This is a genomic window from Hyunsoonleella ulvae, from assembly GCF_016827605.1.
Taxonomy (GTDB): domain Bacteria; phylum Bacteroidota; class Bacteroidia; order Flavobacteriales; family Flavobacteriaceae; genus Jejuia; species Jejuia ulvae.
This window is the reverse complement of record NZ_JAEPJQ010000005.1, coordinates 253,701-267,818: the sequence shown is the minus strand read 5'-3', so window position 1 is coordinate 267,818 and position 14,118 is coordinate 253,701. Positions and strand designations below refer to the sequence as shown.

Sequence of the window (14,118 nt, the reverse complement as noted above, 5' to 3'; positions counted from 1 at the left end):
TACTGTTTAAAGTTCTCATGATTTTTCGTTTTTTGATTGATTTATACTTAATAGACGACATGAGATTATTTTTGTTACAGTACTATGTATAACAAAGTAATAAATTAACAAATTTTAACAGATTTATATGTTTTAAGAAAGGATAAGGGGTGTAAAAAGACTATTTAGGTATAGTTATTGTTAAATAGTTATAAAATATAAGGTTATTGAATTACGTTTTAAGATATTAAATATCTTTGGGGTATAGTTTTAGGATGTATGGCTTTATATTGAAGCTAATTTGTAATATGAGATTTGTAATTACTTTTATAATATGTGTTGTTTTTGCAGCAACTGCAAATGCCCAAATTGATTCTAGAAAGAAATCAGGGACAATTATTCCTGCTATTGAAGCACCAAAGGATTCTACGGATAGTAAAAAAATAGCTCCTGAAAAAATAAAGCCTAACGATCAGTTAAGCGGTGTTAAATCTCCAAAAATAGTTGGTAAACTAGAATTGCCTAAAAAAGAATTCTCTATGTTTCCACAAGAGGAGTTTGGTAATCCTGGGGAATTGCATACAAAAAAGCTAGAAAAGATAGAAAAGACATTATTGCCAGAAGGTCATGGTGAGAATGCTGGTTTAAAAGAAGATGCTTACTGGGGGGATTACAAAACAACATCAAAATTTTTGAGAATTCTCTACAGGGATTATTCTGCGATTGATGGGGATCTATTACGTGTTTATGTGAATGGAGATATTATAGAACAAAGAGCATATTTAACGCAAGGTTTTAGCGGATTTAAACTGGATTTAAAAGATGGTTTAAACGAAATTGTCTTCCAAGCTATAAATACGGGGGCTTCTGGGCCAAATACTGCCGAATACCGTATTCTAGATGAGAACGATAAAAGAATTTCAAGTAAAGTTTGGGCGCTTGCAGCTGGTATTAAGGTTACGGTTGTAATTGTTAAGGAGTGATTTTACTATTTATAATATCTGTCTCTTTTTTACAATTTTTGATTTATCTTTTATTTGAAAAGCTTAAAGTTCGAATTCCAATTATTCTCATTTTCTTGCTTATTCTAGGAGGTCACTATTTTATATTTCCAGATTTTTTTTACCCAGAAAAAACAGAAACGATTAAAAACTGTGGATTACCAATCTTAGGAATTCTTTTGATATTTTGGATGTTTGGAACTTTTATGACTCTCATTACTCATATTGTTTGGATGATAAGAAAGCTAAAAAAGAATGAGAATAATTTTTTCCATTCAAACTAGCCAATAGCCTCATCAATTAATTTCAGCTCCTCATCCGTAAAACTCAAATTATCCAAGGCCTTTACATTTTCTTTTAATTGATTTGCTGAACTCGCACCAATTAAAACGGAAGCTACTTGTTTATGCCTTAAAATCCAAGCAATCGCCATTTGCGATAGTTTTTGCCTCCTTTTTTGCGCAATCTCATTTAATTTCTTAATCTTATCAAGGTTGTTTTTTACGGTTTCAGCATCCAAGTATGTCATGTTTTTGGCTGCCCTAGAATCTTTGGGGATACCATTTAAATATTTATCAGTTAGCATACCTTGCGCTAGAGGAGAGAACGTTATACATCCTACGCCATTAGCTTCAAGAGTATTTAAAAGGTCATCTTCAATCCAGCGATCAAGCATTGAATATCGTGCTTGATGTAATATAAATGGTGTGTTGGATGCTTTTAAAAGTTCTGCAGCCCTTTGCGTTTCTTTAGGTTTGTAGTTAGAGATGGCCACATATAAAGCCTTGCCTTGACGAACAATATCGGTTAGGGCTCCCATGGTTTCTTCTAGAGGTGTTTCAGGATCTGGCCTATGGTGGTAAAATACATCAACATAGTCCAATGCCATTCGCTTTAAGCTCTGGTCTAAGCTTGCCATTAAGTACTTTCTTGAACCCCAATTGCCATAAGGTCCTGGCCACATATCAAAACCAGCTTTAGTGGCTATAAACAATTCATCTCTGTAAGATCTAAAATCTTTTTTGAAAATGGTGCCAAAATTTTCTTCAGCAGAACCATAAGGCGGCCCATAGTTATTTGCTAAATCAAAATGCGTAATACCTAAATCAAAAGCACAATGCAAGATATCCCTAGCATTTTGAATGCTGTCTACAAAACCAAAATTATGCCATAAACCCAGTGAAATAGCAGGTAGGAGCACACCGCTATCACCTGTTCTTTTATAAGTCATGGTTTCATATCGCTTAGGTGCGGCTTGGTAGTCTATTGAGCCAGATTTGTCGTTGATTTGCATGAGAACAATTTTTGTTTAAATGTACTATAAATCTATTGCAAATAAAAAGCCATTTACCTCTGTAAATGACTTTTTATATTTTATTTTACCCTTATTTAATCTTTAATGGGTTGCTTTATTTTTGGTTTTAAGTGTTTTGCATAAAAACCCATCATAGCTTCGTACAATTCTATTCTATTTTCTTCTTTAGCAAAACCATGTCCTTCATCATACTTAACCATATAAGGTACATCCACATCTCTCGCTCTTAACGCTGAAACTATTTGATCGGATTCATTAATATTTACCCTAGGGTCATTAGCTCCTTGAACTACGAATAGTGGTTTTTTAATTTTATCGATATGATTTACAGGAGACACTTCTTCCATAATTGCTTTTTCTTCTGGCACATCAGGATCGTACCAAATTTCTTTTATAATCTTTAAATAAGGTTTCCAATATTCTGGCATACTATCCATGAATGTAAACAAGTTGGCAACACCTACATAGTCCACACCACAAGCATATAAATCAGGTGTTTTTGTTAAACCTCGTAATACGGCATATCCGCCATGGCTTCCTCCGTAAATGGCAGCATTATCTTTGTCAACCCAACCTTGGTCTATTGCATATTGTAAGCCATCTTCAACATCATCCATGGCTTTTCTTCCTATTTGTTTAAATCCAGATTCAAGAAATTCCCTGCCATAACCACCAGAGATTCTAAAGTTTACTTGTAATGTAGCATAACCACGACTTGCAAATAATTGTGCTTCTGGGTTAAAGCCCCAAGAGTCTCTCACACCTTGCGGGCCACCATGTACATTTACTATAACTGGTACTTTTTCTCCTTTTAAAGCAGCTTTTGGTAGTGTAATGTAACCATGTATGGTTTTTCCATCCCTACTCTTAAATGAAATAGGGCGCATTTCTGCCATGTCGCTCTCAATAAGATTAGGCATTAAGTTGTATAGTAACTTAAATTCTTTGGTTTTGGCATCATAAGAATAATACGTCCCGTATAGTTTGTCGCTTTGAATAAAGATCAAATACTTACTTTCATCATCCGTTTTATCAGTTATGGAGTAGTTGTATCCAGCAAATTTATCAGTTATTTTTTTGTGCAATTTTTTATAATATTTACTAACTGGCACAATAACTTGTTTGTCGCCTTCGTAAGAGAAATAATCTAATTCATAACCTCTTTTTCTAGATAAACTTAAACCAGAAACATCGTAGTCCTCATTAGAAAACAATTTTTCTATAACTTTATCTTCTTTTAAATCATACAAATACACTTGTGATTTGTCGCTGTCTAGGTTAGATACAACATAAGCATCATGGGGATACTCTGTAGCATAGTTAAAACTAGATATGCTAAAGCTATCTTTCCAGCTTAATTGCTTAAAAACGTTATAGTTTTCGCCATCTAATGTGTAGTAGAAATCTATATCAACACCATCACGAAGCTTAGCAAAACCTCTTAGGTTCCCGTCTTTATCAAATTCATAGCCAGTAATAGGATTTGCAGCATCTTCATTTTTGTATAATTGTTTTAATTCTCCTGTTACGATATTAATTTTGTATGGTTCAAATATTTGAGGATTGTTTTTGTTCATAGAAATAATCATATGGTTTTTATCCTCTTTTAAACCATTTAGAATATTTACTTTAACACCTTCAAAAGGAGTTAATTCTTTTTGGTTAGCCCCATCAATATCTACAGCAAATAAATGGTAATCTTCATTACCACCTTTATCCATCACATAAATTAATCTACTATCATTTGCCCAACCATAACCTCTTATAAGTTCCTCTTTCTCTTCAATAACCTTGGTTACTGCATCTGTTTGTGTGTTTTTTACATATACATGATTTTTTGCATTTTCGTCTTTTTCTCTGTAGGACAAGTACATCCCATTTGGAGAGAATTGAAATGATCTAGCTTTAGGCCTTGCAAAATAATCAGCTACAGAATATTTGTAATTAGTAGGATTCCAGTTGGCTAACTTTTTAAGATCCGTGTCTGATGTCGGTAAATCTGTATCCCCAGGAAGTGTCTTTACGGTTTTTTCTAAGTTTAAAGGCAATTCCATGCCGCCTTGATAAAATGTACCGTTTAAAGAATTATCATTTAAAGTAGCTACGTACTTGATACCAGCTTTGGTAAATTTGATGGTTAATGTATTCTCATCAAAAGTTGTAACATCCATTGGGATGCCTGTAGCTCCTTGAGACGGACTGTCCATAGTAGAGGAAAGGCTATCGCCGTCGTTTTTAATATCAAAAATCAAAGGCATTTCCATGCCTTGTACAGATAGTGTTCCTTTCCAGGAACCCTCAATGTTTTGTGCGTTAACATGCATAGTCATACCCATAAATAAAAAAAGAGCACTGCTTAATTTTAAAATAGAAGTTTTCATTTACAATAATAAGTTTTTTTAACAATTCACTAAGATAATTCTTTATTCTAGGGCATTAGAGTGTTAGCGTATTGTTTTGTTACATTTTTCATTAAATTTTGTGATTTTTTAACATTTGAGGCTAAAATTATTATCAACAACGGGTTGAATAACTTTAGAAAAAACAACTTTAATAAACCCAATAAAGGTGTTATTTTTGCATTTTACCAAACTACACTTATGTCAATTTCGAAAACTGAACTGTTAGAAAGGAAAACTGGGAAGGAATTATACAGCTATCAAAAAGGTGCGATAGATAAAATTTTTACTGCTTTTGAGGAGTCTCCATCAGACTATCATTTGTTATACCAATTGCCTACTGGAGGTGGGAAAACAGTAATATTCTCAGAGATTGTTCGTCAATATCTTAACATTAAGAAGAAAAAGGTTTTGGTAATGACACACCGTATAGAATTGTGTAAGCAAACGTCTAATATGCTTACAGAATTTGGTGTTGTAAATAAGGTGGTAGATAGTAAAGCGGATTTAAGTGATCAAGCAGAATATAGTTGCTTTGTGGCTATGGTTGAAACACTAAATAATCGTTTGAATGACGATAAGTTAGATATTTCTGATATTGGTTTGGTAATTATTGATGAGGCACATTACAATTCATTTACCAAACTGTTCAAGTTCTTTAGTCAATCTTTTGTTCTAGGTGTTACTGCAACACCTTTAAGTTCTAGCATGGAGCTGCCTATGACTGATAATTATGATGAACTTATAGTAGGTGAATCTATTGAATCTTTGATAAGTCGTGGGTTTTTGGCAAGAGCGGAGATGTTTAGTTATAACGTTGGTTTAACCAGTCTTGTTGTTGGGGCCAATGGTGACTATACGGTAAAATCTTCTGAGGATTTGTATACCGATGATAATATGCTTACCAAATTATTGCGCGCTTATGAGGAGCGGTCAAAAGGTAAAAAAACATTAATCTTTAACAACGGAATAAACACATCTTTACATGTGTATGATACGTTTAGAAGAGCAGGATATCCCATAGCTCATTTAGACAACACGAATACAAAGAAAGAGCGTGCCATGATTTTAAAATGGTTTAAGAATACGCCAGATGCAATTTTAACCTCAGTTAGTATTTTAACTACAGGTTTTGATGAACCTACTGTTGAAAGTATAATTTTAAATAGAGCAACAAAATCGTTGACGCTCTATTATCAGATGATTGGCCGTGGTTCTCGTGTTTTAGAAAATAAAGATACCTTCCAGGTTATCGATTTAGGGAATAACTTTCATAGATTCGGGCCATGGGGCGATAATCTAGACTGGCAACGTATTTTTAAATCTCCTAATTATTATTTGGATTCTTTATTGAGTGATGAGGAATTAGAAAGCAATTTTAGATATGAAATGCCAGATGACTTACGCGAAGAGTTTAAAAACTCTGAAGATGTACATTTCGATGTGCAAAAAACTTACGTAGATGCAGTAAGGAGCGGGGAATCCACAAAGGTGGTGTTGGAGCGATCTATTGCGCAACACGCTAAAATATGTATCGAAAATAGTGAGGATGTTTATGATGCTATTGCACTAGCAAAAAAATTAGGGGATGATATTGACTTTAGGATTAAACGTTATACTAAATGCATCAGTAAAAGCACCCATAATTTTGTGGAATGGCTTCGTGGAGATTACCGTAAAAAATTAAATTCTTACTTAAGGGCAAATTTTGACGAGGTATTTGAAGAGGTTCATGGTTATGCACCAAAAGAATAACGTATTACTTTAGTTTTTGGAGCTTAAAAAAGCGATAACATTCATGATTATAAGCACGTTGTCCTTTGCGTGTATGAATGCTATTGTTAAGCATTTAGTGCATATGAGCGCCTTTCAAATCGTTTTTTTTAGGTCGTTTAGTTGTCTTTTTTTTACGTTTACATTCCTCATTAAAAATAAGATACCTCTGCTAGGTAATAATCAAGGTTTATTAGTTTTACGAGGCATTGTTGGGGTTATTTCTATGACTTTGTTTTTTATGTCTACAAAATACTTACCCATTGGTACAGCTGTATCCTTACGCTATATGGCTCCCATATTTGCAGGGGTTTTTGCAGTGTTATTACTAAAAGAAAAGATGAAATCCATACAGTGGTTGTTTTTCTTGGTTGCGTTTTCAGGAGTAATTATCCTAAAAGGTTTTGATACCTCTCTTAGTGCTTATGGTTTACTATTAATTTTTATTTCTGCAATTTTTAGCGGATTGGTATATGTCGTTATCAGCAAAATAGGGAAGAGTGATCACCCAGTAGTTGTGGTTAACTATTTTATGGTAATAGCATCTATTGTAGGAGGTGTTTTGTCAATTAATGATTGGATAATACCTGTAGGTAAAGATTGGTTTTTGGTTTTTGGTCTTGGTTGTTTTGGGTATTTTGGGCAAGTGTATATGACCAAAGCATTTCAAATCGCCAAAACCAATCAAATAGCGCCTTTTAAATACATGGAGGTTGTCTTCACTTTGCTGTTGGGCGTTACTGTTTTCAGTGAGGTATATACATTTTATAGTTTGTTTGGTATCGCTTTAATAATTGCTGGATTGGTACTAAACGTAACACATAAACCAAAACCTAAATAGAAGTTATTGATAAGTGGTACATGCTAATCCTCCTCATATTTATTTCAAAATATTTAAAATACCTTGTTTTTCTATTATCATTAAAAGCTTTTCAATCAAAATTAAGTAATGGTAAACTATTCGTAAAAGTTATTTTCCAGTATAAATAGTACCATCATTTAGCTATATTTGTTTCTTAATTTTTTGTTAAAGCTGATGAGGCTTAGTTTTCAAATTAATTTGACAAACCATAAGCTTTATATAGTTTAAAGAATTATACAAACTAAAAACTAACTATAAACCAACATGAAAATTGGTATTTTAAAAGAAACCCAAGCGGGAGAAAACCGGGTTTCACTATCTCCTAATATTACAAAACAACTTACAGACAAAGGATTTCAAGTTATTGTAGAGGAATCTGCAGGAACAAATTCTTCTTATCAGGACACTGATTTCACTAGTGCTGGGGCTTCAATTGAAAAGCGAGGCGTGGTATTTAAAGAGGCTGATTTGCTAATTAAGATAAATGCCTTTGATGAGGAAGATTTAAAATTGGTCGATGAAGGTCAGATTTTAATAAGCCAACTGTATCATAAATCCAATCCAGATTTAATAGAAGCCATAGCCAAAAAAGGGGCTACAGCATTTTCTATGGATGCCATGCCAAGGATTTCTAGGGCACAAGACATGGATGTATTAAGTTCCCAGAATAATTTGGCGGGATACAAAGCCGTTATTTTGGGGGCTTATGAGATGACTAAAATTTTCCCGTTAATGATGACGGCAGCAGGCACCATAACCCCGTCTAAAGTTTTAATATATGGTGTTGGTGTTGCTGGATTACAGGCCATTGCAACAGCAAAACGATTGGGTGCTGTAGTTGAAGCTACAGATATTAGAAGTGAAACCAAAGAACAAGCAGAATCTTTAGGGGCAAAGTTTATTTCGGTAGATAATGAAGGAGAAACATCTGAAGGAGGTTATGCCAAAGAAGCATCCGACGATTACGTGCAAAAGCAAAAAGACGCTGTAAATAAATCGTTGTTTCAAGCAGATTTGGTAATTACCACGGCAAATATACCTGGTAGAAAGGCACCCGTTTTAATAACCAAAGAACAGGTGGAGCAAATGAAAAATGGCGCTGTAATTATTGATTTGGCGGCTGCTCAAGGTGGTAATTGTGAATTGAGTCAACTCAATAAAAAAGTAGTAGTTAATGGTGTGAAAATAATAGGAACCACCATAGCTCCAGAGAGCGTATCTACTAATGCCAGTGAGTTATATGCTAAAAACATATACAATTTTATTATGCATTTAACCGAAGATGCCAAATTTAAATGGGATTTGGAGGAAGAAATAACGAATGATACACTAATTGTAAAAGACGGGACCATCCGAAATACATAGAACCATGAACGAATTTATTCAATTTATTAGCGATAATCTTCAAATTGTTTACATACTAATTCTAGCCATATTTGTTGGTATTGAAGTTATTAAGAGTATACCAGCTGTATTACATACGCCATTGATGTCGGGAGCTAATGCTTTAAGTGGGGTGGTAATTGTGGGAGCTATTTTGGTTATGCTACATTCAGATCCAGATAATTATTTGGCATTAGCACTAGGTTTTATTGCTGTTGTTTTAGGAATTATAAATGTTGTTGGTGGTTTTGCTGTTACCAACAGAATGTTACAAATGTTTAAAAAGAGAAAATAATGAGTGTATTGTTAAGTATAATTTATTTGATAGCTACAGTAACATTTGTTGTAGGATTAAAAAGACTTGGGCACCCAGATACTGCTAAAAGTGGTAATACAATAGCTGCAGTAGGCATGGTGTTGGCTATTTTGGGTACTATCTTTGTCCATGATTTAAAGGTAGCTCCTATCATTTACATTCTAATAGGTACAGCCATAGCTTTAGGTGCTATAATAGGCTATTTAATAGCTATAAAAGTAGAGATGACTAAAATGCCAGAACTTGTTTCTTTGTTTAACGGTTTTGGTGGTGCAAGTGCTGCTTTAATTGGTTTGGTAGAACTTAGTAAAAGTGTTGCAGATGCTTTACAAGCAACAACTATTGTCTCGGGTATAGTTATTGGGGCTATAACCTTTTCTGGAAGTTTAGTGGCTTGGGGAAAACTTAATGGTTCTCTTAAAAGTGTGGTAAAAATTCCTCAGTATAATCTTGTTAATAATGTTTTCTTTTTAGCCATCATAGCATTGGCGGTATTTATGATTGTTTCTGGTAATTATAGTACGTTGTTTACCTATGGTATTTTGGTAGGAGGGTTAGTTTATGGTATTCTATTTGTTTTACCAATTGGAGGGGCAGATATGCCAGTTGTAATTTCATTGCTAAACTCTCTTACGGGTATTGCGGCAGCTATAACGGGTATTTTATATGATAATATGGTAATGCTTGTTGGTGGTATTTTAGTAGGATCGGCAGGTATTATATTAACTGTAGCTATGTGTAAGGCTATGAACAGAACACTTGCTTCGGTAATATTTGGTGCATTTGGTGGCGATGCTGCTGTAGAAGGTGGCAGTAAAACCCAAGGCACCATAAAAAAGACCACTGCCAGTGATGCAGCTATTATGATGAATTATGCTGCTAATGTTATTATTGTACCAGGTTATGGATTAGCTGTAGCACAGGCGCAACATGTGATTCATGAATTAGAAGAAATCTTAGTAGATAAGGGGGTTAATGTAAAATATGCGGTACACCCTGTAGCAGGAAGAATGCCTGGACATATGAATGTGTTGCTAGCTGAATCTAATGTTGATTATGATTTATTGGTTGAAATGGAAGATATTAACCCTCAGTTTACTAATGCCGACGTGGTTTTAGTGGTTGGTGCTAATGATGTTGTAAACCCTGCAGCTCACAACGATCCATCCAGTCCTATTTACGGAATGCCTATATTGGATGTTGAGAATGCAAAGCATATCATTGTAAATAAAAGGAGTATGAATGCTGGTTATGCTGGTATCCAAAACGAATTATTTTTTAATTCTAAAACATCTATGTTGTTTGGGGATGCTAAAGCAGCCCTAACGGAATTGGTTGGCGAACTTAAGAACATGTAATGGGGTTTAACGGTTGGATTAATCAAAAGCGCCGTAAAATAATGGGCGCTATTACCAAAAGTGTTGGGAGTTCTTATTCCGAACCCTCTCCAGATGAAGTAAAACATCTTCAAATAAAAAAAGTGTTGATTGTAAGACCCAATCATCGGTTGGGTAATCAACTATTAACTACTCCGTTAGTACAAGAAGTAGAATACACATTTCCAGATAGTACTATAGATGTATTCGCCAAGGGAGGTGTGGCTTTTCCCGTATTAAAAAATTACACTTCAATAGGTAAAATTTATCAATTGCCAAGAAAGCCTTTTAGTAACCTATTTAAGTATGTGATGTGCTGGGTTTCCATAAAAAGGCAAAAGTATGATTTGGTAATTAATGCAGATGGGAATTCTTCATCAGGAAAATTGCTTACAAATTTAGCTAGAGCACCAATCAAGGTTTTTGGGGATTTACATGAGGATATTCAAAAGAATCATGAAGACTATCTACATATTTCCAAATACCCCATTTATAATTTAAGACGTTATCTGTTTAAGTTAGGTTTTCCAGAAACCAACCATGCACTGCCGGTTTTAAATTTAAAATTATCAGATACTGAGATAAGCATTGGTAAACAAATATTAGATGATTTGAATAAGAACGAAAAACCAACCATCTGTATTTATACTAATGCCACGGGGAATAAGTGCTATTCTGAGGAATGGTGGGAAGCATTTTATGTGAAATTAAAAGATAGTTTTGCCGAAGACTACAATATTATAGAAATGTTGCCTATTGAAAATATTTCTAAGATAAACTTTAAAGCGCCTCATTTTTACAGTAAAGATATCCGGGAAATGGCAGGGATTATTGCTAACACTTCTGTATTTATAGCAGCAGATAATGGAGTGATGCATTTGGCAAGCGCTGCTTTAACACCAACTGTAGGCTTGTTTTCTAGGGACAATCAAGCTATTTATGAACCTTATGGTAATGGTAGTTTAGCGCTGCATACCAAAGTAAAATCCCAACAGGATTGTATTGAAGCGGTAAGGCATATTCTTAAATAAACACAGTAATTTTTTTGAAAAACCCTAATAGATTCTCCTTTATCAATCCCCAAAAAACTCCTTTTTTTTATGGGTATGTAGTTTTGGTTTTTGGTAGTATTGGGGTTTTGGCCAGTATACCAGGGCAAACCGTGGGAGTTTCTGTATTTACTGACCCTGTAAAAGATGCTTTGGGGTTAACAAGAAATCAGTTTAGTAATGCGTACATGTTTGGTACACTTTTAAGTGCTTTTTTCGTGTCTAAGGCAGGGGTGTTGTTCGATAGGTTTGGGGCACGTTATGTCGCATTTTTTTCAGCATTTTTATTAGGGGTTTCTTTGTTATTATGTTCAAAATCAGTTACGATTAGCAATAGTATTGGAGGTGTGTTCGGTACAAACTCTTGGGTAATACCTTTTATTGTAATCACGATTTTATTCTTTTTAATACGTTTTTTTGGTCAAGGAGTTTTAACCATGTCATCACGTAATATGATCATGATGTGGTTCGATAAGAATAGGGGTAAAATAAATGCCATTAGTAGCATTACAGTGTCTTTAGGGTTTTCTGTTGCGCCACTATTGATAAATTACCTTATAGATGGCTATGGATGGAAGATGTCTTGGCAAATATTAGCCGTTTGTCTTATTATTTTCAGTTTCTGTATTATTCAGTTTTATAGAAATAACCCTGAAGATTTTGGTTTCAAGCCAGATGGTATATTAAAAAAGGCTAAAACTTTAAAAGAGGAAAGGGTTGAAAAGCATTTTACTTTAAAAGAGGCCAAGCAAACCCGTGCTTTTTGGGTAATAGGATTAATCTTGGCGTTTAATAGCTTTTTTGTAACTGGTTTTACATTTCACGTGGTTTCTATTTTCGAAACTCAAGACTATTCCAAAACCCAAGCTATAGCTGTGTTTTTACCAATATCAATTATAGCTGTTATCGTTTCTGCCCTAGGTAATGTTCTCAGTGATTATATACACCATAAGATATATCTGTACATTATGCTTTTCTCAGGAGTTCTGGCATCTTTCGGCTTATATTTCTTAAGCTATACCATTGGCGTTTATGCCTTGATTTTAGGTTTGGGTGTGTTAGGGGGGCTTTTCGCTGTGGTTAATGCGGTAACATGGCCCCGTTATTTTGGCAGAAAGCATCTAGGTGCAATAACAGGAAAGGTAATGAGTTTTTTAGTAATAGCCAGTGCTGTTGCACCAAGCTTATTTAGTTATTGTTATACTACTTTAGGCTCTTATGCTAACATAAGCTATATTACGGGTGGTTTTCTGCTTTTTTTAGTATTAGCTTCTACAAAGGTCAAGAATCCGCAATAGCATTGTGTTACCATACTATTTTTAACGAATTTTTATAAGTACACTGTTCATCTTTTTTGTAATTTGAGAGTTAGTTATGAAAAAGATTTATTTACTACTACTATTTGTAATGTTGATTACAGTGTCTTGCAAGACCTCTAAAGCAACAACAACCGATGAGCAGCACGAGGCTTTTAAAACACTAATAGCATCCCAAGAGTTTACTATAGAGTCAGATTGGGCCTACCCACAGCTCACTAATGCCATGACGCAAGTACTCAATTCCCTAAATACATGGACAAACAATAATGGAGGTTCCGTCAACTTAATAGGTAATGCTAATTTTTTAACAATAAAAGGAGATAGTGTTACATCCTACTTGCCGTATTTTGGAGAGCGGCAAATGCAAGTTGGTTATGGAGGAACAGATAGTGCCATCCAGTTTAATGGATTAATGGAAAATCTAAAAATAGAGGATGGTAAAAAAGGAAGCAAAATTATGTCCTTTATGGCTAAAAGTAATTCTGAAAACTTCAACGTTATTATTACGATGTTTCCAAACCATGAAAGCCAAATTACGCTTAACGGTAATTCACGCTTCTTTATTCGATATAGTGGGCAAGTAATGAAGATACCCAAAGTAGCGGAAGAATCTTAACTCCTTTTAGTTTACTTTAAAAAACTCATAAAATTTAAATACGCCAAAACGTCATTTATTTTGGATGATAATATGACGTTTTGGCATTTTTATGTTTATAATGAATGTAAGTACTGTCAAAAACCTCTTAGTTTTTATTTTGGTATTTCATTTGCTCTATAGTGCGTGAAGCTTACAAATGGCTTTTTAAATAAGAGAAATTTAAAGTTTAACTAAAAAATTATAGTAGTATGAGTTCATTAATGAATGTTTCGAAAAATGGAACGCACAAAAATTCTGGATTAAGTCACAATGGGTGGTCTAATTGGATTGACGATTTATTTAACGTGGATACTTTTCCTGGGGTAGTGTCAAGTAATTTCAACACCAGCGTTTCCTTACCTAAAGTAAATATCAGGGAGACCAATGATGAGTATTTTATAGAGATGGCAGTGCCTGGAATGAAAAAAAGTGATTTTAATATAGATATTGATAATGAAGTTTTATCTATTTCTGCAGAGCACAACGTAGAAGAAGAAAACACGGAAGGGAATTTTACACGCAGAGAGTTTGGTTACAATTCGTTTAAACGAACATTTACTTTGCCAGATTCTATAGACGATCAAAAAATTAAAGCTAAGTATGAAGATGGTATTTTAAGTATTAAATTACCAAAACTAGAGGAAGCTAAGCCTAAGCCTGTGAGAACAATTAAAATTTCATAGTAGAAAGGCACAGCATTAATTAAATA

The 14,118-nt window shown here is 34.1% G+C and carries 12 protein-coding genes; 10 read left to right on the top strand and 2 right to left on the bottom strand.

Features of this window, described 5'->3' with window-relative positions:
• Window positions 1-287: 287 nt before the first annotated feature.
• Window positions 288-962, top strand: coding sequence for a hypothetical protein (locus JS605_RS14040; protein ID WP_203258351.1), 675 nt, complete (start codon window positions 288-290; stop codon window positions 960-962).
• A gap of 298 nt (window positions 963-1,260) precedes the next feature.
• On the opposite strand, the gene mgrA is transcribed toward JS605_RS14040, so the two are convergent.
• Both mgrA and JS605_RS14030 read right to left on the bottom strand, forming a co-directional pair.
• Window positions 1,261-2,274 (bottom strand): L-glyceraldehyde 3-phosphate reductase, encoded by a 1,014-nt coding sequence (gene mgrA / locus JS605_RS14035; protein ID WP_239000354.1) that lies wholly within the window; start codon window positions 2,272-2,274, stop codon window positions 1,261-1,263.
• 95 nt (window positions 2,275-2,369) lie between these two features.
• Entirely contained in the window at window positions 2,370-4,676 is a 2,307-nt protein-coding gene (locus JS605_RS14030; protein ID WP_203258350.1) for a S9 family peptidase, read from the bottom strand.
• 219 nt (window positions 4,677-4,895) lie between these two features.
• Between JS605_RS14030 and JS605_RS14025 the strand changes: the two genes are divergently transcribed.
• The 9 genes from JS605_RS14025 to JS605_RS13985 all read left to right on the top strand — a co-directional run bounded on the left by JS605_RS14025 (window position 4,896) and on the right by JS605_RS13985 (window position 14,092).
• A complete protein-coding gene (locus JS605_RS14025) occupies window positions 4,896-6,449 on the top strand; it encodes a DEAD/DEAH box helicase (RefSeq protein ID WP_203258349.1) in 1,554 nt (517 codons plus the stop codon).
• 16 nt (window positions 6,450-6,465) lie between these two features.
• Window positions 6,466-7,308 (top strand): DMT family transporter, encoded by an 843-nt coding sequence (locus JS605_RS14020; protein ID WP_262896325.1) that lies wholly within the window; start codon window positions 6,466-6,468, stop codon window positions 7,306-7,308.
• 285 nt (window positions 7,309-7,593) lie between these two features.
• The gene (locus JS605_RS14015) at window positions 7,594-8,694 is read left to right on the top strand and encodes a Re/Si-specific NAD(P)(+) transhydrogenase subunit alpha (RefSeq protein ID WP_203258347.1); all 1,101 of its coding nucleotides are present in this window, start codon (window positions 7,594-7,596) and stop codon (window positions 8,692-8,694) included.
• 4 nt (window positions 8,695-8,698) lie between these two features.
• A complete protein-coding gene (locus tag JS605_RS14010) occupies window positions 8,699-9,007 on the top strand; it encodes an NAD(P) transhydrogenase subunit alpha (protein ID WP_203258346.1) in 309 nt (102 codons plus the stop codon).
• Complete coding sequence (locus JS605_RS14005) at window positions 9,007-10,386, top strand: NAD(P)(+) transhydrogenase (Re/Si-specific) subunit beta (RefSeq protein ID WP_203258345.1); 1,380 nt, start codon at window positions 9,007-9,009, stop codon at window positions 10,384-10,386. Before JS605_RS14010 ends, JS605_RS14005 begins: the two co-directional genes overlap by 1 nt.
• Window positions 10,386-11,435 (top strand): glycosyltransferase family 9 protein, encoded by a 1,050-nt coding sequence (locus JS605_RS14000; RefSeq protein WP_203258344.1) that lies wholly within the window; start codon window positions 10,386-10,388, stop codon window positions 11,433-11,435. Before JS605_RS14005 ends, JS605_RS14000 begins: the two co-directional genes overlap by 1 nt.
• Window positions 11,436-11,449: 14 nt before the next feature.
• Window positions 11,450-12,751, top strand: coding sequence for an MFS transporter (locus JS605_RS13995; RefSeq protein ID WP_203258343.1), 1,302 nt, complete (start codon window positions 11,450-11,452; stop codon window positions 12,749-12,751).
• Between the two features lie 76 nt (window positions 12,752-12,827).
• Window positions 12,828-13,388 (top strand): DUF4251 domain-containing protein, encoded by a 561-nt coding sequence (locus tag JS605_RS13990; RefSeq protein ID WP_203258342.1) that lies wholly within the window; start codon window positions 12,828-12,830, stop codon window positions 13,386-13,388.
• 230 nt (window positions 13,389-13,618) lie between these two features.
• On the top strand, window positions 13,619-14,092 hold the full coding sequence (locus JS605_RS13985) for an Hsp20/alpha crystallin family protein (RefSeq protein ID WP_203258341.1): 474 nt from the start codon (window positions 13,619-13,621) through the stop codon (window positions 14,090-14,092).
• Window positions 14,093-14,118 lie beyond the last annotated feature (26 nt).

What these genes read in the sequence shown, in the direction of transcription:
- JS605_RS14005 (WP_203258345.1), top strand. Translation starts at nt 9,007, where the DNA reads ATGAGTGTATTGTTAAGTATAATTTATTTGATAGCTACAGTAACATTT.
- JS605_RS13990 (WP_203258342.1), top strand. Translation starts at nt 12,828, where the DNA reads ATGAAAAAGATTTATTTACTACTACTATTTGTAATGTTGATTACAGTG.
- JS605_RS13985 (WP_203258341.1), top strand. Translation starts at nt 13,619, where the DNA reads ATGAGTTCATTAATGAATGTTTCGAAAAATGGAACGCACAAAAATTCT.
- mgrA (WP_239000354.1), bottom strand. Translation starts at nt 2,274, where the DNA reads ATGCAAATCAACGACAAATCTGGCTCAATAGACTACCAAGCCGCACCT.
- JS605_RS14030 (WP_203258350.1), bottom strand. Translation starts at nt 4,676, where the DNA reads ATGAAAACTTCTATTTTAAAATTAAGCAGTGCTCTTTTTTTATTTATG.
- JS605_RS14015 (WP_203258347.1), top strand. Translation starts at nt 7,594, where the DNA reads ATGAAAATTGGTATTTTAAAAGAAACCCAAGCGGGAGAAAACCGGGTT.
- JS605_RS14010 (WP_203258346.1), top strand. Translation starts at nt 8,699, where the DNA reads ATGAACGAATTTATTCAATTTATTAGCGATAATCTTCAAATTGTTTAC.
- JS605_RS14000 (WP_203258344.1), top strand. Translation starts at nt 10,386, where the DNA reads ATGGGGTTTAACGGTTGGATTAATCAAAAGCGCCGTAAAATAATGGGC.
- JS605_RS14025 (WP_203258349.1), top strand. Translation starts at nt 4,896, where the DNA reads ATGTCAATTTCGAAAACTGAACTGTTAGAAAGGAAAACTGGGAAGGAA.
- JS605_RS14040 (WP_203258351.1), top strand. Translation starts at nt 288, where the DNA reads ATGAGATTTGTAATTACTTTTATAATATGTGTTGTTTTTGCAGCAACT.